This is a genomic window from Tepidiforma sp. (assembly GCF_026419595.1).
Taxonomy (GTDB): Bacteria; Chloroflexota; Dehalococcoidia; order Tepidiformales; family Tepidiformaceae; genus Tepidiforma.
Genome location: NZ_JANZZD010000002.1, coordinates 1 through 24836 on the forward strand (window position 1 = coordinate 1; position 24836 = coordinate 24836).

General features: G+C 71.2%; 28 protein-coding genes. 7 read left to right on the forward strand and 21 right to left on the reverse strand.

Annotation, left to right across the window (positions count from 1 at the left end; translation table 11 throughout):
• The 4 genes from N2041_RS01370 to rpsL form a co-directional block, all read right to left on the reverse strand.
• Positions 1-301: GTP-binding protein (locus N2041_RS01370; RefSeq protein WP_297675065.1), on the reverse strand; the 301-nt coding region annotated here is incomplete at its 3' end.
• A gap of 48 nt (positions 302-349) precedes the next feature.
• Positions 350-2425, reverse strand: a complete 2076-nt coding sequence (fusA, locus tag N2041_RS01375) for an elongation factor G (RefSeq protein WP_297675067.1) — start codon at positions 2423-2425, stop codon at positions 350-352.
• Between the two features lie 12 nt (positions 2426-2437).
• On the reverse strand, positions 2438-2908 hold the full coding sequence (gene rpsG, locus N2041_RS01380; RefSeq protein ID WP_297675069.1) for a 30S ribosomal protein S7: 471 nt from the start codon (positions 2906-2908) through the stop codon (positions 2438-2440).
• Between the two features lie 33 nt (positions 2909-2941).
• Entirely contained in the window at positions 2942-3388 is a 447-nt protein-coding gene (rpsL, locus tag N2041_RS01385; protein ID WP_297675071.1) for a 30S ribosomal protein S12, read from the reverse strand.
• Positions 3389-3993: 605 nt separating this feature from the next.
• Between rpsL and N2041_RS01390 the strand changes: the two genes are divergently transcribed.
• A complete protein-coding gene (locus N2041_RS01390; protein WP_297675073.1) occupies positions 3994-4803 on the forward strand; it encodes a LysM peptidoglycan-binding domain-containing protein in 810 nt (269 codons plus the stop codon).
• Between the two features lie 24 nt (positions 4804-4827).
• Here N2041_RS01390 and N2041_RS01395 read toward each other — a convergent pair whose 3' ends face one another.
• The 6 genes from N2041_RS01395 to N2041_RS01420 all read right to left on the reverse strand — a co-directional run bounded on the left by N2041_RS01395 (position 4828) and on the right by N2041_RS01420 (position 11203).
• Positions 4828-5886 carry an NAD(P)-dependent oxidoreductase gene (locus N2041_RS01395; protein WP_297675075.1) on the reverse strand — a complete coding sequence of 353 codons (1059 nt, stop codon included), beginning with the start codon at positions 5884-5886 and terminating at the stop codon, positions 4828-4830.
• Between the two features lie 80 nt (positions 5887-5966).
• Positions 5967-7166, reverse strand: a complete 1200-nt coding sequence (locus N2041_RS01400; protein WP_297675077.1) for a hypothetical protein — start codon at positions 7164-7166, stop codon at positions 5967-5969.
• Positions 7163-7768, reverse strand: coding sequence for a sigma-70 family RNA polymerase sigma factor (locus N2041_RS01405; RefSeq protein ID WP_297675079.1), 606 nt, complete (start codon positions 7766-7768; stop codon positions 7163-7165). Before N2041_RS01405 ends, N2041_RS01400 begins: the two co-directional genes overlap by 4 nt.
• Positions 7769-7839: 71 nt before the next feature.
• Complete coding sequence (locus N2041_RS01410; protein ID WP_297675081.1) at positions 7840-8565, reverse strand: hypothetical protein; 726 nt, start codon at positions 8563-8565, stop codon at positions 7840-7842.
• Positions 8566-9484: 919 nt separating this feature from the next.
• The gene (locus N2041_RS01415) at positions 9485-10132 is read right to left on the reverse strand and encodes an orotate phosphoribosyltransferase (protein ID WP_297675083.1); all 648 of its coding nucleotides are present in this window, start codon (positions 10130-10132) and stop codon (positions 9485-9487) included.
• Between the two features lie 90 nt (positions 10133-10222).
• On the reverse strand, positions 10223-11203 hold the full coding sequence (locus tag N2041_RS01420; protein WP_297675085.1) for a D-glycerate dehydrogenase: 981 nt from the start codon (positions 11201-11203) through the stop codon (positions 10223-10225).
• A gap of 84 nt (positions 11204-11287) precedes the next feature.
• Here N2041_RS01420 and N2041_RS01425 point away from each other — a divergent pair, with 84 nt between their 5' ends.
• Genes N2041_RS01425 through N2041_RS01435 form a run of 3 tightly spaced genes read left to right on the forward strand, consistent with a single transcriptional unit; the run spans position 11288 to position 14119 of the window.
• Positions 11288-12547, forward strand: a complete 1260-nt coding sequence (locus N2041_RS01425; RefSeq protein WP_297675087.1) for a Glu/Leu/Phe/Val dehydrogenase dimerization domain-containing protein — start codon at positions 11288-11290, stop codon at positions 12545-12547.
• A gap of 45 nt (positions 12548-12592) precedes the next feature.
• Complete coding sequence (locus N2041_RS01430) at positions 12593-13867, forward strand: MFS transporter (RefSeq protein ID WP_297675089.1); 1275 nt, start codon at positions 12593-12595, stop codon at positions 13865-13867.
• 30 nt (positions 13868-13897) lie between these two features.
• A complete protein-coding gene (locus tag N2041_RS01435; protein WP_297675091.1) occupies positions 13898-14119 on the forward strand; it encodes a hypothetical protein in 222 nt (73 codons plus the stop codon).
• Here N2041_RS01435 and N2041_RS01440 read toward each other — a convergent pair.
• Positions 14067-14492: a VanZ family protein gene (locus N2041_RS01440; RefSeq protein ID WP_297675093.1), complete on the reverse strand. Its 426-nt coding sequence runs from the start codon at positions 14490-14492 to the stop codon at positions 14067-14069. The genes N2041_RS01435 and N2041_RS01440 overlap by 53 nt on opposite strands.
• A complete protein-coding gene (locus N2041_RS01445) occupies positions 14489-15730 on the reverse strand; it encodes a hypothetical protein (protein WP_297675095.1) in 1242 nt (413 codons plus the stop codon). The genes N2041_RS01440 and N2041_RS01445 overlap by 4 nt, the downstream gene beginning before the upstream one ends.
• A 79-nt stretch (positions 15731-15809) precedes the next feature.
• On the opposite strand from N2041_RS01445, the gene N2041_RS01450 reads away from it, so the two are divergent.
• The 3 genes from N2041_RS01450 to N2041_RS01460 all read left to right on the forward strand — a co-directional run bounded on the left by N2041_RS01450 (position 15810) and on the right by N2041_RS01460 (position 18148).
• The gene (locus N2041_RS01450) at positions 15810-16388 is read left to right on the forward strand and encodes an RDD family protein (RefSeq protein ID WP_297675097.1); all 579 of its coding nucleotides are present in this window, start codon (positions 15810-15812) and stop codon (positions 16386-16388) included.
• Positions 16385-17287, forward strand: a complete 903-nt coding sequence (locus N2041_RS01455) for a hypothetical protein (RefSeq protein WP_297675099.1) — start codon at positions 16385-16387, stop codon at positions 17285-17287. Before N2041_RS01450 ends, N2041_RS01455 begins: the two co-directional genes overlap by 4 nt.
• Before the next feature lie 69 nt (positions 17288-17356).
• On the forward strand, positions 17357-18148 hold the full coding sequence (locus N2041_RS01460; RefSeq protein WP_297675101.1) for an enoyl-CoA hydratase-related protein: 792 nt from the start codon (positions 17357-17359) through the stop codon (positions 18146-18148).
• An 18-nt stretch (positions 18149-18166) separates the two neighbouring features.
• Here the strand turns inward: N2041_RS01460 and N2041_RS01465 are convergent, their stop codons facing one another.
• The 9 genes from N2041_RS01465 to flgC all read right to left on the reverse strand — a co-directional run bounded on the left by N2041_RS01465 (position 18167) and on the right by flgC (position 24832).
• Positions 18167-18943, reverse strand: coding sequence for a hypothetical protein (locus N2041_RS01465; protein ID WP_297675103.1), 777 nt, complete (start codon positions 18941-18943; stop codon positions 18167-18169).
• Between the two features lie 38 nt (positions 18944-18981).
• Positions 18982-19398, reverse strand: coding sequence for a hypothetical protein (locus N2041_RS01470; protein WP_297675105.1), 417 nt, complete (start codon positions 19396-19398; stop codon positions 18982-18984).
• A 48-nt stretch (positions 19399-19446) separates the two neighbouring features.
• The gene (locus N2041_RS01475) at positions 19447-20424 is read right to left on the reverse strand and encodes a YncE family protein (RefSeq protein WP_297675107.1); all 978 of its coding nucleotides are present in this window, start codon (positions 20422-20424) and stop codon (positions 19447-19449) included.
• A gap of 55 nt (positions 20425-20479) precedes the next feature.
• Positions 20480-21763 (reverse strand): flagellar hook protein FlgE, encoded by a 1284-nt coding sequence (locus N2041_RS01480; RefSeq protein ID WP_297675109.1) that lies wholly within the window; start codon positions 21761-21763, stop codon positions 20480-20482.
• 88 nt (positions 21764-21851) lie between these two features.
• On the reverse strand, positions 21852-22223 hold the full coding sequence (locus N2041_RS01485) for a TIGR02530 family flagellar biosynthesis protein (RefSeq protein WP_297675111.1): 372 nt from the start codon (positions 22221-22223) through the stop codon (positions 21852-21854).
• A complete protein-coding gene (locus N2041_RS01490) occupies positions 22220-22777 on the reverse strand; it encodes a flagellar hook capping FlgD N-terminal domain-containing protein (RefSeq protein WP_297675114.1) in 558 nt (185 codons plus the stop codon). The genes N2041_RS01485 and N2041_RS01490 overlap by 4 nt, the downstream gene beginning before the upstream one ends.
• Before the next feature lie 12 nt (positions 22778-22789).
• Positions 22790-24049, reverse strand: coding sequence for a flagellar hook-length control protein FliK (locus N2041_RS01495; protein ID WP_297675116.1), 1260 nt, complete (start codon positions 24047-24049; stop codon positions 22790-22792).
• Complete coding sequence (fliE, locus tag N2041_RS01500) at positions 24049-24336, reverse strand: flagellar hook-basal body complex protein FliE (protein ID WP_297675118.1); 288 nt, start codon at positions 24334-24336, stop codon at positions 24049-24051. The genes N2041_RS01495 and fliE overlap by 1 nt, the downstream gene beginning before the upstream one ends.
• A 49-nt stretch (positions 24337-24385) precedes the next feature.
• Positions 24386-24832 (reverse strand): flagellar basal body rod protein FlgC, encoded by a 447-nt coding sequence (gene flgC, locus N2041_RS01505; protein WP_297675120.1) that lies wholly within the window; start codon positions 24830-24832, stop codon positions 24386-24388.
• Positions 24833-24836: the final 4 nt, after the last annotated feature.

The following is a 24836-nucleotide window of genomic DNA, read 5'->3' on the forward strand; positions in this document are numbered from 1 at the left end:
CGTCCATCTGGGCCGCCCCCGTGATCATGTTCTTGATGTAGTCCGCATGGCCCGGGCAGTCCACGTGCGCGTAGTGGCGCTTCTCCGTCTCGTACTCCACGTGCGCAATCGCAATCGTGATGCCGCGCGCGCGCTCCTCCGGCGCGTTGTCGATCGAATCGAACGGCCGGTACTCCGCTTCGCCCTTCAGCGCCAGCACCTTCGTGATCGCCGCCGTCAACGACGTCTTCCCGTGGTCCACGTGCCCAATCGTCCCAACGTTGACGTGCGGTTTCGTCCTCTCAAACTTCGCCTTCGCCATGGTGATGCTTCCTTTCGTGCTTGCCCGGGTGGGCGGTGATGGTGGGGTTTAGCCGACGGCCTGCTTGGTGAGCGTGGCCGCGATGTTCTTGGGAACTTCCTCGTAGTGGTCGAACTCCATGGAGTAGCTCGCGCGCCCCTGGGTAAGCGAGCGGAGTTCGGTGGAGTAGCCGAAGGTCTCGGCGAGCGGGACCATGGCGTGGACGATCTGGGTCTTCCCCATCGATTCGGAGCCGAGGATCATGCCGCGGCGGGCGTTGATGTCGCCGACGACGGCGCCGAAGTACTCCTCGGGGCAGCGGACTTCGACCTTCATGATCGGCTCGAGGAGGATGGGGCCGGCCTTCTTGATGGCCTCCTTGACGCCGATGGAGCCGGCGTTCTTGAAGGCCATTTCGGAGGAGTCGACGGGGTGGTAGGAGCCGTCGACGAGGGCGACTTTGACATCGAGCACCGGGTAGCCGGCGACGACGCCGCCTTCGAGGGCTTCCTTGACGCCCTGCTGGACGGCGGGGATGTACTCCTTCGGCACGGCGCCGCCGACGATGCGGTTTTCGAAAACGAAGCCCTGGCCGCGCTCGAGCGGCTCGATTTCGAGCTCGACGACGCCGTACTGGCCGCGGCCGCCGGACTGGCGGACGAAGCGGCCCTCGGCCTTGGCCGGGCGGGTGATGGCTTCACGGTACGAAACCTGCGGCCGGCCGACGTTGGCTTCGACTTTGTGCTCCCGCTTCATGCGGTCGACGATGACTTCGAGGTGGAGCTCGCCCATGCCGGAGATGATGGTCTGGCCGGCTTCCTCATCGAAGGTCCAGTGGAAGGTGGGGTCTTCCTCGGCCATCTTCGAAAGGGCAGTGGCGAGCTTGTCCTGGTCTTCCTTGCTCTTCGGCTCGAGGGCGACGCGGATGACCGGCTCGGGGAACTGGATGCTCTCGAGGATGATCGGGTGGTCCGGTGCGCAGAGGGTGTCGCCGGTGAAGGTCTGCTTCAGGCCGACGGCGGCGCAGATGCCGCCCGCGCCCATCTCGGTGATCTCTTCGCGCTGGTTGGCGTGCATCTGGAGGAGGCGGCCGATGCGCTCGCGCTCCTGCTTGGTCGAGTTGAGGACGGTCTCGCCGGCCTTGAGGACGCCGGAGTAGACACGGATGTAGGCGAGGCGGCCGACGTAGGGGTCGGAGACGATCTTGAAGGCGATGGCTGCCAGCGGTTCGTCGTCGGAGGCGTGGCGGACGACTTCGCCGCCGTTCTTCGGGTCGACGCCCTTGACCGGCGGGATATCGACGGGGCTGGGGAGGTAGTCGACGACGGCGTCGAGCATGAGCTGGACGCCCTTGTTCTTGAGCGCTGAGCCGCAGAGGACGGGGTGGGCGAGGCTGTGGAGGGTCGCCCGCCGGATCGCCGTCTTCAGCTCGTGGACGCCGATCTCGTGGCCTTCGAGGTAGGCGATGGCGATCTGGTCGTCGACGTTGCCGATGCCTTCGATGAGCTGCTCGCGGGCCTTCTCGGCGGCCTCGCGGAGGTGGGCCGGGATCTCGCGACGCTCGGGCTTATCGCCCTTCTCGCCGCCGAACCACCACCAGCACATTTCGACGAGGTCGATGCAGCCGTCGAAATCGGCTTCGGCGCCGACAGGGATCTGGAGGGGAACGGGGTTGGCGCCGAGGCGGTCCTTCATCATCTCGACCGTGCGCCAGAAGTCGGCACCGACGCGGTCCATCTTGTTGACGAAGGCGATGCGGGGAACGCCGTAGCGGTCGGCCTGGCGCCAGACGGTTTCGGACTGGGGTTCGACGCCGGCGACGGCATCGAAGACGACGACGCCGCCGTCGAGGACGCGGAGGGAGCGTTCGACCTCGGCGGTGAAGTCGACGTGGCCGGGGGTATCGATGAGGTTGATCTGGTGGCCGTTCCACTCGCAGGTGGTGGCGGCGGCGGTGATGGTGATGCCGCGTTCGCGCTCCTGCTCCATCCAGTCCATGGTGGCGGCGCCTTCATGGACTTCGCCGAGCTTGTAGGTCTTGCCCGTGTAGAAGAGGATGCGCTCGGACACGGTGGTCTTGCCCGCGTCGATGTGGGCGATGATCCCGATGTTCCGGATGCGTTCGAGGTCGGCGTTGCGGGGCATGGGACTCCTGGCTTACCAGCGGTAGTGGACGAAGGCGCGGTTGGCCTCCGCCATCCGGTGAGTATCGTCGCGGCGTTTGATCGCGGCGCCCGTGCCGTTGGCAGCATCGAGGAGCTCGGCGGCGAGCTTTTCGCTCATGGAGCGGCCGTTGCGGTTGCGGGCGGCGTTGAGAATCCAGCGCATGGAGAGGGCGAGCCGCCGGTCGGGGCGAATTTCGACCGGGACCTGGTAGGTGGCGCCGCCGACGCGGCGGGGCTTGACTTCGAGGACGGGCGTGGCCTGGCGGATGGCCTGCTGGAAGACGTCCAGCGGGTCGCGGCCGGTCTGCGCCTGGATGCGGTCGAATGCGCCGTAGACGACCTTCTCGGCGACGCTCTTCTTGCCCCGCCGCATGATCTTGTTGATGAAGATCTGGACGTGGACGTTCCCGTAGCGGGCATCCGGCGGGATGGGGCGTTTCTCGGGCTTGGTGCGTCGGGCCATGGGCGGACTCCTGAGTTCTTCTGACCCTGGTGGTTAGCGCTTGCGGCCGGCGGCCACGGGCTGGGCGTTCTTGCGGGTGCCGTACTTCGAGCGGCCCTGCTTGCGGTTGTTGACGCCGGTCGCATCGAGGGCGCCGCGGACGATGTGGTAGCGGACGCCGGGGAGGTCCTTGACGCGGCCGCCGCGGACGAGGACGACAGAGTGTTCCTGGAGGTTGTGGCCTTCGCCGGGGATGTAGGCGGTGACTTCGATGCCGTTGACGAGGCGGACGCGGGCGACCTTGCGGAGCGCGGAGTTCGGCTTTTTCGGCGTCTGGGTGCGGACCTGCGTGCAGACGCCGCGCTTCTGGGGGTTGCCGCGGCCGACGGCCCTGGTGAGCTTGCCGGTGTTCGAATTGAAGCTGAAGAGCAGGGCAGGCGCGCCCGACTTCTTCGACTTCTTGGTTCGCCCTTTGCGAACGAGCTGGTTGATGGTCGGCATTCCTGCTTCCCCTGCGTTTCAGCGTTTGGCGGCGCCGGCGGGCGCCTGCGGCGTGGCCCGGGGGCCGGTTGGATTTTGGGCACGAAAACAGGCCGAAAAGCCTGTTCGTGAACAGCGCTCCGCGCTGGTTACCCGTGCGCAGAGCCGTCTTCAAGCACGCAGCTTCGCGACCTGTGCAAACTCAGAAGGTTCGCCAGTCAATAAGCGCCAAGGGAGAAGACTAGCACAGCACGGGATGCTGTCAACCCGTGGCGCGCGGGGTGGGAAGCCGCGGGGCGGCGGGGCCGCGGGTCTTTCGCCGCCTTCATCGAGGATATGACAGGCGTCCCCAACTGGCCACTCAACCGTTCGGGAATGGTCCCTGAGCGGCGCCGAGGGGACTGCCGTCCTTGGAGGTAGGCGGCCTCCTGACCAAAGGACGCCAGGCGACAATGTCCTCCCCGTCGCACGGGGGCGCTCCGCAAGGGGCGCCCCCACCCCCAAGAGCGCACGCGTCAGGCAGGGGGAGGGCCTGACCGCACCTTCTCCGTTCCGGTTTCCCTATTGCGGTTTGCTGGTAGGATGGGGCCCGGTGGTGGGATAGCCCCCGGGGGACAGGAGAGGGCGTGACGCAGGAAGAGTATTCGCAGGTGTGCCCGTACCTCGGGCTGGCGGACGATGCGGATTCGCACGCGACGTACGCCACCGAAGCGCACCGCTGCTACCGGCTGGAGACCCCGACCCGGATCGCGCTGCCGCACCAGGAGAGCTACTGCCTCGGCGCGAACCACGTGACCTGCCCGGTGTATATGGGCGAAGGCATCCCCGGCCGGGGCGCGCCGGCTGCGCAACAGCCGGCGGCGGCCGGCGCCGTGCCGGGGCCGCGCACAGCGCCGCGGCGGCCGTTCGGCCAGGGGCCGGCGGCAACCCCGCGGCCGCCCCGGCGGCCGTCGCCGGGGACGCTCGGCCCGCGGCCGCGGCCGGGCGGCATCAGCCTGCCGGTGGCGACCATCGGGCTGTTCGCGCTCGCCATCGTCGTCGTCGCACTGGCGTTCATCATCCAGCGGGTGGTGGATGACGGCGGCGGCGGCACGATTTCGCCGGCTGATGCGGTGGCGACGCGGGACGCGCTGAACCGGACCCAGACGGCGCAGGCCGCGAGCGGGACGCCGACGCCGCCGACGCAGCAGCCGGGCACCCAGCCGCCCGGCACGCCGCGCACGGGCACCCCGGCGAACGGGACGCGGACGCCGGGCGCGGGGACGCCGACACCGGGCGGCACCGGGGGGCGGACCTACACGGTGGCGGAAGGCGACACCTGCTTCTCGATCGCGCAGGCGAACGGGGTCAGCCTCCAGCAGCTGCTGCAGGCGAACAACCTGACCGAAGACGACTGCACGCGGCTGGCGGTGGGCCAGCAGCTCCGGCTTCCCTAGGAGCGGCCTGCCGGCCGGCGCGGTTCAGCTGATTCGGCGGAGGATGGCGAGCGCGCCCTTCTGCCAGGCGACGCGGTGCGTGACGCCGGTGTCGTAGCGGCCCCTGTTCTCGACGTACCAGTCCCAGGCGCGGATGAGGGCTTCGGCGTTGGAGTACTTCGGCTGCCAGCCGAGGAGCCGCTTCGCCTTGTCGACTTCGACGTAGGAGTCGCGCCACATCGTGCCGTAGTGCCAGGCGGCGAGCGGCGAAAGGCGGAGGAGTTCGAGCACGCGCAGGGCGGCCTCGCCGGGCCGGGCGGGCAGGTGCCAGAGGCGGGAGCCGGAGCCGGCATGGTCGAAGAGGGCCTGCATGTCCTCGTTCAGGGTCTGGAAACGGTCGGCGCCGACGTTCATCGTTTCGTTGACGACGTCGGGGTTCGTGGCGGCGCGGACGATGGCGTCGACGAGGTCGGTGACTTCGAGCAGCTGGTAGTGGTTGGTGCCGTCGCCGAGAAGCGGGATGCGGCGGCCCTCGGCGATCCATTCGAAGAGGATTTCGAAGACGCCGAGGCGCCCAGTGCCGAGGAACGTCTTGGGGCGGATGATGTTGACCTGGAGGCCGCGCTCCTGGTACTCGCGGCAGAGCTGCTCGCCGACGACTTTGGAGGAGCCGTAGTGGCCGAGCGGGTGGAGCGGCGAGGTTTCGTCGATCGGGTGGACCTTCGGGACGCCGTAGACGGCGGTGGAGGAGATGAAGACGACGCGAGGGATGCCGGCCTTCCAGGCTTCGTGGAGGACGTAGCGGGTGCCGCGGACGTTGGTGGCGTAAATCTTCCGCTTCGAGACCTGGATGGGGAGGGCGGCGGCGGCGTGGATGACGGCTTCGGCACCCTCGAGCGCGCGTCGGATGGCGTCGCGGTCCTGGACGTCGCCCTGGATGAAGGTGACGCGGTCGGCGATGTCGGCGTCATCGGGCGGAAGGGGTGCGATGTCGAAGAGGACGGGATGGATGCCGTCGTCGAGGAGGCGGCGGGCGACGTGGGAGCCGAGGAAGCCGGTGCCGCCGGTGATGAGCCAGCGGCGCGTGTTGGCGGGGGTGGTCATGCGGAATCGCTCTGCCTGCGGGGTGTGATGCGCTCAGGGTGCGCCACGGGTGCGTGACGCTCAAGCCGCAGGCAGGGGCGTCAGGGTTTCGGGCCGAGGACGACGAGCTCGGCGATGAACGCGCCGGTGCGGGGGTCGAAGCCGCCGGCGACGGTGGCGGAGTAGCCTTCGAACGAGGCGCCGGCGCGGATATCGGCCATGCTGAGGCCGCTTTCGCCGGGCAGGAATTTCAGGCGCGGGCGGCGGACGACCTGCACGGGGCCGTCGGCGGTCTGGAGCGTGAAGCCGGTCGGAGTGACGTCCTGCAGCGTACCGGTGAGGCGGACGAGCGGCGGCCCGTCACGGTGGTGTCCATCGCCGTCGCCGTCGCCGTCGCCGTCATGGCTGCCGGGCCGCATGTCGAGGCGCATCTCGAGGAGCCGGCCGCCGGGCTGGTCGATCGTGACTTTGCTGCCGAGCGGGGAGCCGGTCGCGGCGAGGAGCTGTCCGAGCGAGTCGACGTCGACGTCGACGAGGGCGCGGCGGCCGTCGGGGAGGAGGATGACGGCGCGCCCTTCCTTCCCGTCGCGGTCGATGGCGACGAGGGTGACCGTGCCCTGGGCGGGCGCGGCGAGGCGTTCGAGCGGGCGGCCGTCGCCGCCGGGGAGGGCAGCGGCGAGGGCGACGGTCTGGCCGTCGATGGCGAGGCGGCCCTGGCGGGCGTCGCGGACGAAGCCGGCGACGGAGACGGCTTCGCCGGGCCGCGGCGGCCGGTCCATGACGGCCCCGGCGGCGTCGAGGAAGGTCGCACCGGACGCGGCGACGGCGACGCGGCCGAACTCGGCGGTTTCGATGGTGATGCCGGAGGCGTCAGCGGCGGCGACGGTGCCGGTGAGCTGGACGTAGTCATCGACGCCGAGGGCCTGGACCTGCTGCGCGCCCTGGAACGGCCGGGAGACGAAGAGGGCGACGGCGGCCACGATCAGGACGGCGGCCAGGGAGCCCGCGAGCGAGAGGCGCCGGCCGCCGAAGAGGCGCTCGAAGCGCCCGGGCCGCGAGGCGACCGCGCGGACCTCGACGGGAGCCGGGCGCTGGGCGGCGAGGTAGCGCTGGAAGCGGGCGCGGGCAGCGGGAAGCGCGTTCGCGGCTTCGGCATCGATGCCGGCGCGGACCGCCGCGATGTCCGCGCGGGCAGCGAGGAGGCGCTCGAGTTCGGGGCGCTCGGCCGGCGCGGCGTCATCCGGGATGGTCCCGCTTTCGAGGGCGCGCTGGAGGAGGTCGTCGAGCCGGTCAGGCGTCATGCGCCGCCTCCCGCGTGGTAGGCTTCGCCGCCGAGGGCGCGGTGGAGGGCTGCGAGCGCCCGGCGCTGCAGGTTCTTGACGGCGTCTTCGGAGCGGTCCATGAGCTGCGCCGTCTCGGCGACGGATTTGTCGAGGAGGAAGCGGAGGCGGATGACCTCGCGCTGGTCCTCGGTGAGGCACTGGAGGGCGCCGGCGAGGTCGCTGCGGAGCTGGATCGCGGGGGCCGGGTCGTCGTCGGCGAGAGCGCCGGCGAGGTCGGCGGCCTCGAGGTCATCGGTCGGGCCGCGGCGGATGCGTTTCTTGATGACGTCGCGGGCGAGGTTGCGGGCGATGCCGAGGAGCCAGGCTTCGATGGGGACGCCGCGGTAGTCGAAGGCATCGGCGCGGGCGTACGCGGTTTCGAAGACCTGCGCGGCAAGGTCTTCAGCTTCGTCGGGGCTGGCGAGGCGGAAGCGAAGGTAGGCGTAGATGCGGCGGTAGTGGGCATCGAAGAGGGCTTCCCATGCGGCCGCGTCGCGGCGGGCAGCGCGGGCCGCGAGGTCGGCATCGGCCAGGTCGCGTGGCTGCGTGGGTTCATGGGGGCCTTCCCCGGGGTCGCGCACGGCGGGATTCACTGTACGAATGGCCCGGGGAAGGTAAAAGGTGACGGGCTTTACCGGGGGACAGGCGCGGTTCAGCTCTCCGACTGGCGGGCGTGCTTCTCCCGTTCGCGCGCTTCGAGTTCGGGCGAGGCCCAGCGGACCTCCCAGCCGGCGGCGGCGTCATCGCGGATGCGGTCGAGGACGGTGTGGTCCGGGGTGACGGTGGAGAAGGCCGCCACCCGGCCTTCGGCGGTGAGGAAAAGGAGGACGCCGTTCACCGTGGTGCCGCTCTCGGGGTAGGGGACCGGGTCGGTGGCGATGGAGAGGAGCACTTGGCCGGCGCGGTCGGCCGCGAGCAGCTCGGGGCGGGGGTTGGCGCCGCGGAAGAGGCCGGCGAGGATGGCGGCCGCCTGGTCGCGGGTCCGCGGCACCTCGCGGCCCTCGCGTTCGATGATGACGGGAACCTGCGTCCCCGGGGCCACCCCGAGGGCGCTGCAGCGGAGGTGGAGGTCCTGGCGGACGCCGTCGGGCAGACATTCGACCGGGCGGAATGCGGCATCGGCGAGCAGGCCGGCGGGGTCGCCGGCCTTCGCGGCGGCGATGGCGGCATCGAGACGGCCGGCGGCAGGCAGCGCGGCGAGCGCGGCGGCAAGGTCGCCGGCAGCGGGCAGGCCGACGGTGGGGGTAGGCGCCGGCCCGCTATCCTGGTCCCCGGCGGAGGTGAACGGCCCGGAACGGATGACGGCGACGGCGGCAAGGACGCCGGCGGCGAGGACGGCGACGAAAAGAAGCGACGAAAGTAGATGCCGTGTTCTCATGAACTAATGCCTCCTAAAACCTCCTAAGGGTAGCTCTCCCTCTTGTGCACTCTCGCCCAACCCCCCGGCTTCTCAGCCGGTCACTGAATTCGGAATGCCGGGTGGTCGACACTCCGGAGCGCCTGCATCCAAGTCGCACAAATATACTGCGAGACCGCGCCCGAGACGGCGGCGTAGCCGCTCCAATTTCCAGGCGGGCACGTGCTTAAGGGATTATGCTTGCGAACGCTGCCAATGGAGCACGCAGTAGGATTGTCCGACCAGCAGGTGTCATTGGATTTCGGAGAAACGGCGACTGAACCAACCGGAGCCGAGAGATGGGAGTGGCTCCCGCTTCCCCCTCCGCAGGTGGAGACGTTCCCCACGACGTTATAGAACCATTGCCCAGCCGAGGACACGGCAACCGTGAACTGCGGGCTGCTTGGACCGTTCGTCACGTGAACGAGCCGGAGGTCGTAGGCAGGGTAGTCGACCCACGTTCCGCCAACCAGGCGCTGGAGCCGCGCCCGAATGACGCAGCCCGACTCCGCCCAGTACCGGTATCGGGCTGGATAGGTCTGTGACGTGGCCGCCATCCCGCGCAGCCAGACGCTCCCACCATCTGACGGAGAGTAGTCATAGGCGCCGCGGCCAGGATCGCCCTCATCGAAATGAAGCCCGTAGTCGTAAACAGTCCCCGCACTCCGCCAAGCTGAGGGCATGATGTCGATGGCGGATTGGCTCCCGGAGGCAGGTGACTCCCAGTGGGTCCAAGCCACCGCCAAAAAGAACGCAATCAATGCCACGTTTCCACCAACTCGTTTCATGAGCACACCCGGGAACTTTTTTTCCCGGATTCTGTCCCCCCCCCCCCGAATGTCAAGGGCCATCTGTGGGATGTCCCTGCGCGTTGGCGCTCAGGGACGTTTCGTCCCGTGCGTCAGCCGCCGTTGCGGGAGCGGAGGTACTCCATCGTGGCGCGGTACCGGTCCTCGGTGATGTGGCCTTCGGACATGAGGTAGTTCGCGATCTGTTCGAGCGAGAGGATGGAGACGAGGTTGATGCCGGCGGCCTTGAGGGCCTGTTTGCCGCCCTCCTGGCGGTCGATGAGGGTGACGGCATCGCGGACGACGAGCCCGGCGGATTCGAGGGTGGCCGCGGTCTGGAGGATGGAGCCGCCGCCGGTGATGAGGTCATCGATGATGAGGCAGCTCTGGCCGCGGACGAAGATGCCTTCGATGACGTCGGCCTTATCGGTGCCGGGCGGGTGGATGTAGATCATCGGGGTGTTGACGAGGAGGGAGAAGGCGGTCGCGACGTGGAGGCCGCCGAAGGGCACGCCCGCGACGAGCGTAAACGGCTGGACGTGCGGGTTGCGCATCGACATGAGGGCTTCGAGCTCCTCTTTGATGATGCGCGCGCACTTCTTGAGCGCCTTCGGGTTGGAGATGAGGCGGCGGAGGTTGATGTAGATGGGGGAGTGGACGGCGGTGCGGCCGAGGGTGAAGTCGCCGAATTCGATGGCGTTCAGCTTCCAGAGTTCTTCGGCAAGCCAGAGGTTGCCGGGCGGCTTGGAGGATTTGCTCAAGGGGCACCCCGGGGAAAGGTCGGGAGCGCGGCTGCGAACGTGCACGCTACGTAAGGTTCTTTTTTCTTGCGCGGCCGGGCCTGTGTCAAGTTACGAACGGGGGTTCGCGGGCCGGTTGACGGGGTTGGGGGGCTCGCGGCCGGCGAGGACGGCGAGGATGTTGGCCGCCGCCATCTCCGCCATGCGGGCGCGGGTAGCGCGGCTGGCGGAGCCGATGTGGGGCGTGATGATGACGTTCGGGAACGTGGAGAGCGGGTGGTCGAGCGGGAGCGGCTCCGGGGTGGTGACGTCGAGCGCGGCGCCGCCGAGCCGGCCGGTGCGAAGGGCCTCCACGAGGGCGTCCTGGTCGACGACCTGGCCGCGGGCGGTGTTGACGAGGATGGCGCCGGGCTTCATGGCGGCGAGGGCGGCGGCATCGATGAGGTGGCGCGTTTCCGGGGTGAGCGGCGTGTGGAGCGTCACGAAGTCCGACTCGGCGAGCAGCTCCGGGAGGGGGCGGTATTCGAGGCCGAGGTCGGCTTCGAGGGCAGGCTTGCGGGTGCGCGAGTGATAGAGGATGCGCATCTTGAAGCCGCGCGCACGGCGGGCGACCGCCTCGCCGATTTCGCCGAGACCGACGATGCCGAGCGTCGCGCCGAAGACGTCGGTGCCGAGGAAGGCCGTCGGCGACCAGGTCTTCCAGCCGCCGGCGCGGGTGTCGCGATCGGATTCGACGATGCGGCGGGCGGCGGCGAGGAGGAGGCCGAAGGCGAGGTCGGCGGTCGTCTCGGCCAGGACGCCAGGGGTGTTCGTGACCCAGACGCCGAGGTCCGCGGCGGCGGCAGGGTCGACGTTGTCGTAGCCGGCCGCCATGTTGGCGACGATGCGGAGGCGGGGCGCCGCGGCGAGCATCTCCGGCGTGATGCGGTCGACGACCATGGCCATGACGGCGTCGCTGCGGACGAGCGCCGCGGCGAGTTCGGCGGGCGGCGGGGGGAGGTCGCCGGGCCAGGTTTCGACGGCGTGGCCGGCGGCCTCGAGCTGTTCGACGGCGCGGCCGGGGATGGCGCGGGTGATGAAGACGCGGGCCATGGCGGAGAGTTTGACGCGGAGGGCGCGGCAAGGCCAGCGCGGGTGTAGGCTTGCCGGCAGGCTGGCTTTCGGAGGTGTAGCGCGATGACCACGACGAGCGAACCGCGGCCCGTCTCGCCGACGGAATCCGTGCTGCAGGGGGTGCTGGCGGCGGCCGACCGCCTGCGCACGCCGCCGGAGGTGGTGGACCTGCTGCGCACGTCGTGGCGGGAGGTTCGCGCGCAGGTGCCGGTGCGGATGGACGACCGGACGCTGCGGATCTTCGAGGGCTACCGGGTGCAGCACAACGGGGCGCGGGGGCCGTACAAGGGCGGGGTGCGCTTCCACCCGAAGGCGGACCTCGACGAGGTGCGCGCGCTGGCGATGCTGATGACCTACAAGTGCGCGCTGATGGACTTGCCGTTCGGGGGCGCGAAGGGCGGCGTGATGTGCGACCCGACGCACATGAGCGAGACGGAGCTGAACCGGCTGACGCGCACCTACACGCAGCACATCGGCATGGTGCTGGGGGTGAACCGGGACATCCCGGCGCCGGATATGGGGACGAACCAGCAGACGATGGCCTGGATGATGGACGCCTACGGCGCGCGGTACGGCTACACGCCGGGCATCGTGACCGGGAAGCCGGTGGAGCTGGGCGGCAGCTACGGCCGGGACCAGGCCACGGGGCGCGGCGTGGCGATCTGCATGCGGGAGCTGGCGCGGATGGAGCGGGTCGCGCCGCAGGATATCCGGGTCGCGATCCAGGGATACGGCAACGTCGGCAGCTGGACGGCGCGGGTGGCGGGCGAGATGGGCTTCAAGGTCATCGCCGTGAGCGACGTGAAGGGCGGGGTGTACAACCCGGACGGGATCGACGTGGCGGCGCTCGACCGGTGGTTCTCGGTGGCCGGCAGCGTGGCGGGGTTCGAACCGGCGGAACCGATCACCAACGAGGCGCTGCTGGAGCTGGACTGCGACTACCTCGTGCCGGCAGCGATCGGCGAGGTAATCACCGGCGAGAACGCGGGCCGGGTGAAGGCGCGGGTGGTGGTGGAGGCGGCGAACCACCCGGTGACGCCGGAGGGCGATGCCATCCTGCGGGCGCGGAAGGTGCTCGTGCTGCCGGACATCCTCGCGAACGCGGGCGGCGTGACGGTGTCGTACTTCGAATGGACGCAGAACATCCAGCAGTTCCGGTGGCCGCTGGAGCGGGTGCTCGAGGAGCTGGAGAAGAAGATGGTGGCGACGTTCGACGAGCTGATGACGCGGGCGGCGCGGGACGGCACGCAGCCGCGGGACGCGGCGTTCGACATCGGGCTCGAACGGGTGGCGCGGGCGATCCAGCTGCGCGGGTTCGTGTAGCGCGAAGGGTGGCAGGGCCGACCCCATACCGTTAGGATGCGGTGAATGGTCGGGGCGTGGTTCGCGCGGACGTTCAAGGCGCTGGAGTACCGGGACTACCGGGTGCTCTGGATCGGGACGTCGCTGGCGTTCCTCGCGTTCATGATGTCGTCGGTGGTGCAGGCGGTGGTGGCGTTCGACCTCACCGGGCGGAACGGGGCGGTGGGGTTCGTCTCGCTCGGGATGGGGCTGGCGACGATCCTCGTGTCGCCGTTCGGCGGCGTGGTGGCCGACCGGTTTCCGAAGCGGCGGATGCTGTTCGCCGGGCAGACGATCATCGGGCTGAACTTCGCGGCGGTCGGCCTGCTCATCATCTTCGACCTCATCACGATCCCGCTGCTGGCGCTCTCGACGCTCGTGATGGGGGCGGTGTTCTCGTTCATCGGGCCGGCGCGGCAGGCGTGGATCGGCGAGCTGCTGCCGCCGAAGGACCTGCCGAACGGCATCGCGCTGCAGCAGGTGGGGATGACGCTGACGCGGGTCATCGGGCCGTTCATCGCGGCGGGCCTGATCGGGCTGTCGTTCGTCGGGACGGGCGGCACCTACCTGTTCATGGCGGGGCTGTTCGTCTTCGTCATCGGGAGCCTTGCGATGCTGCCGCCCTCGCGGGCGGTGGCGCGGGGCGGGCGGTCGTTCCGACAGGACATGGCGCTGGGGATGCGGCACATCCGGGAGCGGAAGCGGCTGATGCTCGCGGTGGTGACGTTCATCGGCGTGATCATGGCGGGGTTTTCGTATTTCGTGGTGCTGCCGGGGTTCCTCGAGAACGAGCTGGGGCGCTCCTCGAAGGACATGGCGCTGCTGATGGCGGCGGGCGCAGCGAGCGGCTTCGTCGTGTCGCTGGCGGTGGCGGGCGCGGCCGGTTCGCGGCATGCGTGGACCTTGATGGCGGCGGGCGGCGCCGTCCTCGGGCTGTCGCTCATCCTGCTGGCGGCGGCGCCGAACTTCGCCGTCGCGATGCTGGCGATGCTGGCGATCGGCGCGGGGACGGGCGCGTTCCAGGTGCTGAACAACGCGATCGTGATGCGGGAGGCGGAGCCGGCGTACCACGGCCGGGTGATGTCGCTGACGATGCTGGCGTGGGGCGTGAACGGGCTGGTGGCGTATCCCTTCGGCGCGCTCGCGGACCGGATTGGCGAGCGGGAGACGCTGGGGGTGATGGCGGCGGGCGTGCTGGCGATCATCGGGGCCGCGTGGGCGGCATCGGTGCCGCTGCGGCCGGGCGCGCCCGCCATCGACGTCGAGGCGGAGACGCTACCGCGGCCGGCGGGCGGCGACTAAGCTTTCGGGGAACGCACGAAGGGAGCCGCTATGGGACGCGAAGAGATCGCCGCGCTGATCGCCATCCTCGAACGGGCGCGGGAGGAGGGGCCGGGCAGCCCGGTCATCGGCACGTGGAAGATCCAGTTCGATAAGAAGCGCAGGGCGTTCGTGTTCGACAAGTGCGAGAACGAGGGCTACTGCGAGGAGCGGCCGGCGGTCATCGCGCTGGACGGTTCGGTGCTGGATCCCGGGGGGCCGCTGTTCGGCTGAGGCGGGGAACCTGCCGCGCCGCATGCCGGGTGCCGAGGGCGACGCCCAGCGCAGCCCCGGCGGCATCGGCGAGCACGTCGAGCGCCGAGGCGTGGCGGTTCGGCACGAAGGCCTGGTGGACCTCATCGGAGATGCCGTAGGCGACGGCGAGGAGCCAGGCGGCGGCTGCGACCGGCAGGCCGGCGGTGCCGCGCCACGCGGCGAGCCAGCGGACCGCGAGGTAGCCGAGCACGGCGTAAAAGGCAACGTGGGCGACGACGGCGCGGGGCTCGGTGACGCGCGGGCCGGGCGGGTTCGGGAAGCTGGAGAGGGTGAAGATGACGGCGGCCCAGGCGACGAGGCCGAGAAGCCACGGACGGGCGGCGCGGCTCACGGTGCGCCCCCGAGCGCGGCGACGAGCTGCTCGAGCTGCTCGCGGCTGGTGATGCCGCGCGCGAGGCGGAGGAACTCGCCGACGTCGTTGGTCTTCGCCCAGAGGGTTTCGAACAGCGGGCCGATGGGGTTGGAGGACTGGGGGCTATCCGCGTAGGTGCCGTAGAAGGCGAAGTAGGCCTGGTTGATCTTGCGGATGACGATGCCGTTGGCGGCGAGCTCCTGCCGCTTTTGCTCCATCAGCTGCTCGGCTTCGGCGACGCGGCCCTGCGCGAGGAGGTCGTCGACGGCGAGGCGGAGGCTGCGCATCTCGGCGCCGAAATCGATGTCCGGGTTGCGGCCGGCGGGCGGCGCGCTGCCGTCTTCGCCGGGCGGGAAGTCGATGGGGTGGCGGAGCATGACGAGGCGGGCGAGTTCGCGCCCGGCGATGGATGCGACGGTTTCGTTCAGCACCTCGGCGTCGCCGCCTTTGCCCCACTGCTGGCCGAGGGGGTAGAAGGCGAGGTAGTGGTGGACCCATTCGTGGGCGGCGGTCTCGAGAACGCTGGCGTAGGTCCGGTCATCGCGGACGATGGCAGGGTAGGCGGCGAGCCCGCCGAGCGAGACGACGATCGAGACGGTATCGGCCGTGTCGGCCTGCGCCTCGATGCGCTCGATATCGGCGAGGGTGAGGCCGGGCTGGAGGAGCGTATCGCCGGCCCGCTCGATGCGGTCGCGCGGGGAGCGGACGAGCAGGCGCGGCGGGCTGGTGAGCTCGAACGCGACCGGCGGCCACGTGATGGTCACGCCGGTGAAGAGCGGGAGCGGACGCTGGAGCCCGGCGGTCGCGATGACCTCCGTCAGGGCGCTGGAGACGAAGCGCTCGACGTCGTTTTCGTAAGTGGCGCGCTCGTTTTCGAGGGCGGCGATGAGGGCGAGGTCGGGGTTCGGTTGCGCGGCTTCGGCGCGGAGCTGCGAGGTGAGGGCGAAGTAGCGGCGGACGGCCTCGTCGCTGGCGGCTTCGGCGGGTTCGGGGCCGATGCCGGCGATGCGGGCGAGGGTGGGCACGAAGGTTTCGGCCTGCCAGCGCCAGAGGTGGTAGCGCTCGCCCGCGAACTCGCCGCGGGGCGCGAAGAGGGCGATGCCGAGCCCGATGACGATGCCGAGGACGCCGGCGAGGGTGAACGCGAGGAGCCAGCCATGGGGCCGCCACGGCTCGAAGACGGCCGGCGGGCCGGCGGAGACCGGTGAGGCGGCCATACGGTAACTGTACCGTGCGGGCCGGGGAGGCAGGGTGAAGGCGCTACCGCCTTACCCGGGCCGTCGTAGACTGGCGGGGATGGGCGCGGAAGCGACGATGGACACCCGCGGCGAGGGCCGGCGGCCAGCCTACCGGCTCCACTACGCCTCGTTCGAATCGCGCGTCGCAGCCGGGGCGCTGGACGTGCTCGTGCTGTTCATCATCGCCTCGCTGTTCGTGACGGCGGGGTCGCTCATCGTGCTGATTTCGTCGGATTTCGAGCGGGTCGAGCCGTCGTCGACGGCGCTTTCAGCCTTCTGGGTGTGCGTCGGGCTCATCCCGGTGGCGCTGCTGCTGTACTTCTTCATCGGGCTCGCGTGGAAGGGGCAGACGGTCGGCGCGGCGGTGATGCAGCTGATGGTGGTGCGGTCGGACGGGCGGCCGCTGGGCGTGCTGGGGGCGATGGCGCGGGTCATCGGCCAGCTGTTTTATGTCCTGCTCGCAGGCGCGGGCATCGTGGCGGCGTACGCGCTGCGGGAATCGACGCTGCTGGCGGGGGCGGCGCTCGCGATTGCGTTCGTGCTGGCGGCGTTGGGCATCCTGTGGGCAGCGTTCGACCGGCACCGGCGGACGCTGCACGACCGGCTGGCCGGCACGATCGTGGTGCGGCTGGTGTGAGCGGGCGGGGCCCGGACGCGTTCGGCGCGGAGCCGCAGGTGCGGGAGCGGCTGTTCGCGGAGGTGGCCGCGCCCGGCGAGGGTCGCCGGTCGCTGGTCGCGGTGCTGCTCGCGCTCGCTGCCTTTGGGATGGTGCTGAGCGTGAGCGCGTGGCAGGTGACGGGCGAGGCGACGGCGCTGCCGATGCTGCGGAGCGCGATCGCGAGCCTGACGGAGGTCGACCGGTTCCTCGCAGAAGAGGGGCCGGAACTGCGGGAGGCGGCGGCGCGGCAGGAGGGCGTGCTCGAGCTGCCGGGCTACCCGCTGCCGATCGCGCTGGAGGCGCGCGAGGTGCGCGGCGCGAGCGATGCCGGGCTGCGGACGATGCTGCTGGACCGCTCGGCGGCGCTCGTCTACGCCGAGGGACTGCGGGCGTTCGACCTGACGGGCGCGCAGTCGATCGACCGGCTTTCGATCGACGGGCTGCTGGAGCTGATGGCGGGCCAGCTTTCGGCGCCGACGCACGAGCGGGCGGGGGCGGCGGCGGCGGTGCTGGCGGCGGCGACGGCGGTGCTCGCGGCGCTGCTCGCCGCGCTGTCGACGGGATGGAGCCGACTGCGGGCGCCCGCTGCCGCGGCGGCGCTCGGGGGTGTCGGCGCCGCTGCCCTCAGCCTCGCGGCGTGGGCTATCGCGGGGCAGTTCGGCGGGAGCGACCCGTTCATGTCCGACCTCCGCGCGATCGTCCAGGCAGGGGTCTCGGCAGGGACGCGGAACGGCGCCATCGTCGCCGGGGCAGGGCTGGCGCTGGTCGCCGCCGCGTGGGGGCTCGAGCTGATGGAGCGGCGGGTCGCCGGCCTGCCGGCGGACGCCGCAGATGAGCCGGCCTACGCGCCCGCCGGCGATGAGCGGGAGGCCGGCTAAGGGACCTTTTGCGGGCGGCCGCCCGACCGGCCAGAATGGCGGGGCACCCCGACCCGGAAGGAGAGACCCGTGGAGTTTTGCCGGTACGAGAAGAAGGGCCACGTCGTGACCATCACGATCACGCGGCCGGAGGTGATGAACGCGCTGCACCCGCCGGCCAGCCATGAGCTGGACCAGGCGTGGGACCAGTTCGCGGCGGACGACGACGCATGGATCGCGGTGCTGACGGGCGAGGGCGACCGCGCGTTCTCTGCGGGGAACGACCTGAAGTACACGGCGGAGGTCTCGCGGCTGCCGAAGGAGCAGCGGCCGAACCTCGCATGGCCGAAGGGCGGCTTCGGCGGCATCACGAACCGGTACGACCTGTTCAAGCCGATCATCGCGCGGGTGAACGGCTTCGCGCTCGGGGGCGGGCTCGAAATGGCGCTCGCCTGCGACATCATCGTGGCGGCGGAGCACGCGGAGCTGGGGCTTCCCGAGCCGCGGCGGGGGCTCATCGCCGGCGCGATGGGCGTCCACCGGCTGCCGCGGCAGCTGCCGCTCAAGATCGCGATGGGCTACATGCTCACGGGCCGGCACATCCCGGCGAAGCGGGCCGCAGAGCTGGGGCTCGTGAACGAGGTCGTGCCGCTGCACGAACTGGACGGCGCGGTCGAGCGGTGGGTGGAGGACATCCTCGCGTGCGCGCCGCTCTCGGTGCGGGCGACGAAGGAAGCCGCGATGCGCGGCCTGCACCTGAGCCTCGAGGAGGCGGGGGCGCAGCGGTACGAGTGGGAGATGCGGCGGCGGACGAGCGAGGACGCGCTCGAGGGACCGCGGGCGTTCGCAGAGAAGCGAGCCCCGAACTGGCAGGGGCGGTAGCCGGACGGGGGTGCGGCCTCAGGCAGAGTAGCGGGCGGCGAAGTCGGCGTCGTCGAGCCGGGCGCCGAACCGCCGCTCGCTCACCGCGAGCTCCATCCGCGTGAGCTGGGCGAGGCCCTTGCGCGTGTCGCTGGCGACGCGGGCGCGGTCCTGCGATTTCAGGCGGCGCTTGAAGAGCCAGTAAGTGAACGCCTTCCAGTCGTCGAGGGCGACGTCGCCGGTGAGGAGACTGCCCGTCTCCTGGTAGTGGAGGGCGAGCAGCTCATCGCGCGACTTGCCGTAGATGCGCTGGTACATGGTCTCGTCGACCCGCTCGTCGAAGCCCCAGACGCGGCTCCGGACCTCCTTGTGGATCTCTTCTTCGACGGAGAGCTGGAGGGCTTCTTCGACGAGCACGCCGTAGAGGTAGTTCAGGTGGGCGCTGTGCTTGGCAGGGCCGATGCGGCGGGCGAACTCGCCGTCGTCGATGTCGATATCGGCGGGCCAGCGGTTTTGCCAGAGGAGGGCGTCGCGCGCGGCCGCCGGGACGAGGTCGGCCGCCTCATCGAGGAGGCGCTCAGCGAGGAGGAGCCAGTCGAACGCTTCGCCGGCGATGAGGTAGCGGTAGCGGCGGCCGGCGACGACCTCCTCGGGGATGCGCCAGCGGGCGACGGCGTCGAGCAGGGCTTCGAACCAGTGCTGGCCGCCGGCGATGGCCTGGCGCATGCGGAGGATGACTTCGTCGGGCGCGGGAAGCGGGCGGCCGTCGAGGAGGTCGCCTTCGAGGACGGGAGCCGGGCCGCCGGCGGTGGACATCGTGTTGATGGTAGCACGGGGGCGGGGCAGGCCCGAGTTCAGGCGCCGAGCCAGATTTTGCGGCGTTCCCAGCAGCGGGCGCAGACGGAAGCGGGGCGCTCGATGGTGACCCAGCCCTGGCGGAAGGGGTACATGCGCTCGCGGATGTGGTCGCCGCAGAAGTGGCCGCGGCAGAGCGAGCATTCGTGGGCCGGGTGCGGGCCGCAGCCCTCGATGCCGCAGAGGCCGGCCCGGTTGCGGGCGGCCACGGCGGCGCGGTAGGCCTGGTAGGCGACGAGGTCATCGCGCTTGGCGCGGCAGCGGCTGGCGGTGCAGACGGCTTCGTGGCCTTCGCGGTAGTAGGTGTGGCGGGCGCAGAACGGCCGGCCGCAGTACTGGCAGGTCTCTTCGGCGAGCTCGGAGCATTTCGAGAAGCGGCCGCCGAGCCGGCAGCGCTGGCCGACGATCATCCCCATCACCGCACGGTGGATAGGGGCCATGGTGCGCCCGCGGCGGCCAGGCGGTCAATCGGCGAGCCAGGCGCAGGCGCCGGGGCCTTCGGGCACCGTGTAGCGGGCTGCGATGCGCCACGTGGCGGTGTCGAAGACCGTGACGGTGCCGGCGCCGTTCGAAGCAACGGCGAGGTAGCGGCCGGAGGGCGAGCGGCAGAGGCCGTCGGGCCGGGGCGTGACGTCGAGGCGGCGGACGACCTCGCGGCGGGCGAGGTCGACGACGGCGACCTGGCCGGCTTCCTGCAGCGCGACGGCGGCGGTCCCGTCCCCGAGGTCGAGGATGCGGACCGGGCCGCCCCCGAGGGGGATGGCGCCGCGCGGCTCGAGGGTGACCGGTTCGAACAGGGAGAGGGTGCCGCCGAGGTAGTCGGCGGCGAGCAGGAGCCCATCGGCAGCAGCGAGGCTTTCCGGGAGGCGGCCGGCCTCGGCGGCCGCACCGCCGGATGGCCGAACCGCTTCGACGCGGCCCGCGCGGGCGGCGGCGACGTGGGGGACGCCGCCGGCGAGGGCGACGGCGTGGGGGGTTTCGCCGGTCGGCCAGCGCGCGATTTCGGCGAGGGAGGCGGCATCGAGCGCGACGAGCGCGTTCGCGTCGTCGAGCGTGACGTAGAGGACGCCAGCCGCCGGGTCGAGGGCGAGGCCGTGGGGCCGGCCGGGGAGGACCACGCGGCGGAGGATGCCGGGGGCGCGCGGGTCGAGTTCGACGAGCGCATCGGCGCGGGTGAGCGTGGCGTAGAGACGGCCGGCGCGGACTTCCAGCTCGTGGGGCGCTGCCGGGAGGGCGAGGGTGCGGGTTTCGCCGCGGGCGAGGTCGAAGAGCGTGAGCTGGCCGCTGCGGAGGCTGGCGACGGCGAGGATGCCCTCGGCGGGAGCGGGCACGGCGGGCTGGCGCTGGGCCTGCCGCGAAAACGCGAGAATCGCCAGGAGCATCACCGGGAGGACGGCGAGGCTGGCGAAGCGGTTGAAGCGGCCGAGGGAGGAGTGGCGCATGGCGTGGGGGTGGCCGGGGGCGGGGGAGGCTGCCCGCCCCCGGCTGGAACGAGGGTTAGCGGATGATGTTGACGAGGTCCTGCAGCATCTGGTCGCCGGCGGTGATGACGCGGGAGGAGGACTGGAAGCCGCGCTGGGCGAGGATGACGCTGGTGAACTGCTGGGCGAGGTCGACGTTGGAGGACTCGAGGGTGCCGGTGCTGACGGAGCCGCGGCCGTTGGTGTTCGGCGCGCCGATGATCGGTTCGCCGGAGTTGGAGCTGGGCGACCAGAGGTTCTGGCCCATGCGCTGGAGGCCGCCGGAGTTGACGAAGCTGGCGAGCGCGAGCTGGCCGATGACCTGGTTGGCGCCGTTGGAGTAGATGCCGGTGATTTCGCCGGTCGAGCCGACGGCGAAGGAGACGAGGGCGCCGGCGGGGGCGCCGTCCTGGCTGGAGACGTTGAGCTGGCTCTGGCCGGCGAACTGGGTGAGCGACGAGAAGTCGATATCGAAGGCGAGCGGCGTCAGGGCGTCGCTCGGCAGGGTGGCGAGGGAGAAGTTGAGCAGGCCGTTCGCGGGGGTCTGCAGCGTGCCGTTGGAGTTGTCGAAGACGAGCTGGGCCGGCGTCGGGGTGACCTGGACGTCGGGAGTGGAGTTGTTCGCGTCGTCGTCGTAGAAGGCGAAGACGTCCCACGTGTTGGCGGCGGCGTTCTTGCGGAACTCGAGCTTGAGGGTGATGGCGTTGCCCAGCGAGTCGTAGACGGTGAGGGTGGAGCCGACGAGGCCGGTGGCGGGCGGGCCGGCGTTGTAGGTGGGGGTGCCGGCGTCGAGGTTGCCGGCCATCACGACCTGGCTGGTGGCGCGGGCGCTGATGCGGGTGCCGAACGGGATGGAGAGCGGCACGAGCGGGCCGTCGGTATCGACGACGCCCATCGCGTTGGCGCGCCAGCCCATGACCTTGAGGCCGGTGACGGGGTTGACGAGGTTGCCGGCGACGTCGATGTCGAAGGCGCCGTCGCGGGTGTAAAAGTTGCGGGTGCCGTCGGAGACGACGAAGAAGCCGTCGCCCTGGATGGCGAAGTCGGTGAGTTTGCCGGTGCTCTGGAGGGAGCCCTGGGTCATGATGTTGTCGATGCCGCCGAGCTGCATGCCCAGGCCGACCTGGGCGGGGTTGGTGCCGCCGCGGCCGGCCTGGGGGCTGCTCGCGCCCTTGACGGTCTGGCCGAGGATGTCCTGGAACGTGACGCGGGAGGACTTGAAGGCGATGGTGTTGACGTTGGCGATGTTGTTGCCGACGACGTCCATGAAGGCCATGTGGTTCTTCATGCCGGAGATGGCGGAGAAGAGGGCTCGCATCATGGTGGGTACTCGATCCTTTCGCTACCGGGGTTGAGGTGGGTGGTGGTGCGGGATCGGGCCTCCGACGCGCGGACCGGCCCGGTACTGCCTAGGCGATGACGACGGAATCGATGTTCGTGAAGACGTTCTCCTTTCCGCGGGTGGTGTCGAGGGCGGTCACGACCGTGCGGCCGGGGACATCGACGATGACGGCGAGGTTGTCGAGCATGACGACGGTGCTGCGGGCGCCCTTGCTGGCGGCCCGGTCGATGGCCGCGTCGAGGCGCTGGAGCTTCGGGGCATCGAGGCCGAGGTCGCGGCGCTCGATGCGCTTCGCTGCGTGGTTCGAGAGCGTGAGGCGGGCGCTCGCGCGCTGGAGGAGGTCGCCGAATGCGGCGCCCGCCGGGGCGGGGGGAGCGGCCGGCTGCGGCCGGGGCGCCGGCGCGGCGGCGGGGCCGATGGCGGCGGTGCGGTCGATCACGGCTGCTGCACCTGAGCGACGGTGAAGAGGTCGACGACTTTGCCGCCGACGTAGAGGAAGGGGATGCCGGAGGCGTCCATGACGACCTTCTCGACGACGCCGGTGACTTCGCGGCCGGCGTTGGGGAGGTCGGCAGCGGCAGCCACGACGCGCTCGTCTTCGTTGACGGCGACGCGTTCGAGCGAGGTGAGTTTGGCGAAGGGGCGGCCGTACTTCTCGCGGGCGACGAGGTCGCGGGTGACGGCGATGGCGTCGACCTGCTTGCCGGTCACGGTCTTGCCGATGAGGCCGGCGGCGCTCGTGAGTTCGGTGAGGCCCTGGAGGGCCTTCATGCCGGAGGCGACGGCGCGCATCTGGTTGAGGGCTTCGAACTGGGCCATCTGGGCCATCCAGTCGGAGTCCTTCTGGGGCTCGAGCGGGTTCTGGTTCCGCATCTGAGCGATGATGAGCTTCATGAAGTCGACCTGGCCGAGCTCGTTGGAGGGCGCGCCGGTCGAGGGCGTGTAGGTGGCGTTCTTGAGGCCGGTGACGGGGTCGACCTGCAGTCCTGCCATGGGGCGGGCCTCCTAGACGCGGTAGAGGAGCGAGCCGTCGGGGTTGTAGGCGGCGCGCAGGCGCTGGTGGCGGGCGGCGGCGGCCGGGTCCTCGATGCCGAGGATGGCGGCGAACTCGCCGTCGCGGGGGGCGGCAGACCGGGGCCGCTGGTCGGCCCAGCCGCCGGATTCACCCTGGCGGGTGCCGAGGCCGACGTTGAGCCCGGCGAGGTTCATGCCGCGCTGGCCGAGGAGCGAGGAGAGGTCGGCGGCCGCGTCGCGGAGGAGCTGCACGGCCTCGGGGGTCTCGGCGTGGACGTCGACGTGGACGGCGTCGTGGCGGGCGTGGAGGCGGATGGTGATTTCGCCGAGGCCGGCGGGCTCGAGGTGGATGCGGGCCTCGCCGCCGCCGGCTTCGACGCGTTCGATGACGGCGGTGGCGACGGCGTCGAGGTTCTCGATGGCGGCAGGCGGCGGTTCGGCAACAGGCGCTGGCTCTGCTGCGGCGGCGGCCGGCGCGGGGGCCGGGGCCTCGCGGAGCTGGGCGACGGCGGAGGCCGGGGCGGCGTGCTGGATGGCCGGTTCGGCGGCGCGGGGGAGGGGGCGTTCGCCGGCGGGCCGCCGCTCCGCGCGCACTGCGGCGCCGGCCGGAAGCGGGGCTTCGAGGCCGGCGGGGGCGTTCCCGGCGGAGCGGACCACGCCCTCGGCAGCGGCAGGTTCGGCGGCTGGCGCTTCGGCCGGCGCACCGGGCGGCTCAGCCCCGTTCGCTTCAGCGGAACCGTCCAGGGCGGGGCGTTCGGCCGGCGCGGCCGCCGCATCGCCGGCCGTCGCAGCGGGCTCAGCGGTCGGCCCGGGGGCCGGGGTTTCGGCTTCAGGGCCGGCAGCCAGCGCCCCTTCGACGCCCTCTGCAGGCGGGAGCGGCGCCGGGTCCAGCTCGGCCTGGGCCAGGCCGATGGGCGGGCTGGCGAGCGGGTCCAGAGCGGGGGCCTCGCCCGCGCCGGCGCCGGTGCGGGACGTAAAGGCGGCCGGGACGGGGAAGCCGGGGGCCGGGGCCGCCGCCAGCGGAACCGCGAGGAAGAGCGCGGGGAGGAGCCCGGCGGCATCCGCGGCCGGGGCGCGCTTCGGGAGCGGCGGCATGGCCGGGAGCGGCGCTTCGCCCCCGGCGGGGGCGGGTTCGAGCGCGGCGAGCAGCCCGGCGAAGAGGTCGGCGGGGGGCGCCTGGCCATCGCCGGCTGCGGCGGCGAGCCCGGGGGTTTCGAGGGAGGCTGGCGGGAGTTCGACGACGAGTCCCATCAGATCTGCATCCGGAAGATTTCCTGGTAGGCCTCGACGGCCTTCGTTCGAACCTGCGTGGCGAGGGAGATCGCCAGGCTTTCGGCTTCGACGGCGAGCATGACGTCGTGGAGTTCGACGTCCTGGCCGGTCGCGAGGGCGTTGACCTTCTGGTCGGCGGTATCGCTGATGGCCTGGAGCTGGCCGAGCGCGCGGCCGAGGAGGTCGGCGAACCCGGCGGCCGGAGCGGCCGTCTTCGACCCAGTCTGGGCGAGGGGGAGCTGGCTCTGAATCGGTGCGATGTCCACGGGAACCTCCGGGGAGCGCGGATTGGGGGCGGGGAAACCCCTGAGCGGACTATCTGCTGGTGATATCGAGGGCGCGGAGCGCCATCTGCTTCATGGCGTTCAGGACGGTGACGTTGGCCTGGTAGGAGCGGTTGGCGGAGGTGAGGTCGGTCATCTCCTGGACGAGGTCGACGTTGGGCATCTGGAGGTAGCCGGTCTCAGGGTCGGCGTCGGGGTGCGAGGGGTCGTAGACCGTGCGGCCGGGGGTCTCGGCATCGACGGCGACCTGGGTGAGGACGACGCCGGTGGAGCCGCCGCCGAGGAACTTGCGGATGACGCCGGAGAAGGGGAGGGCCGGGTCGCCGGAGGCGAAGCGGACGACGCGGCGCTGGTAGGGGCCGCCCTCGGGCGTGGCGGTCGTGTCGATGTTGGCGACGTTGTTGGCGACGACGTCCATGCGGACGCGCTGGGCGGCGAGGCCGGAGGCGGTGGAGGCGATGGCGCGGATGAGGCTCATGGCG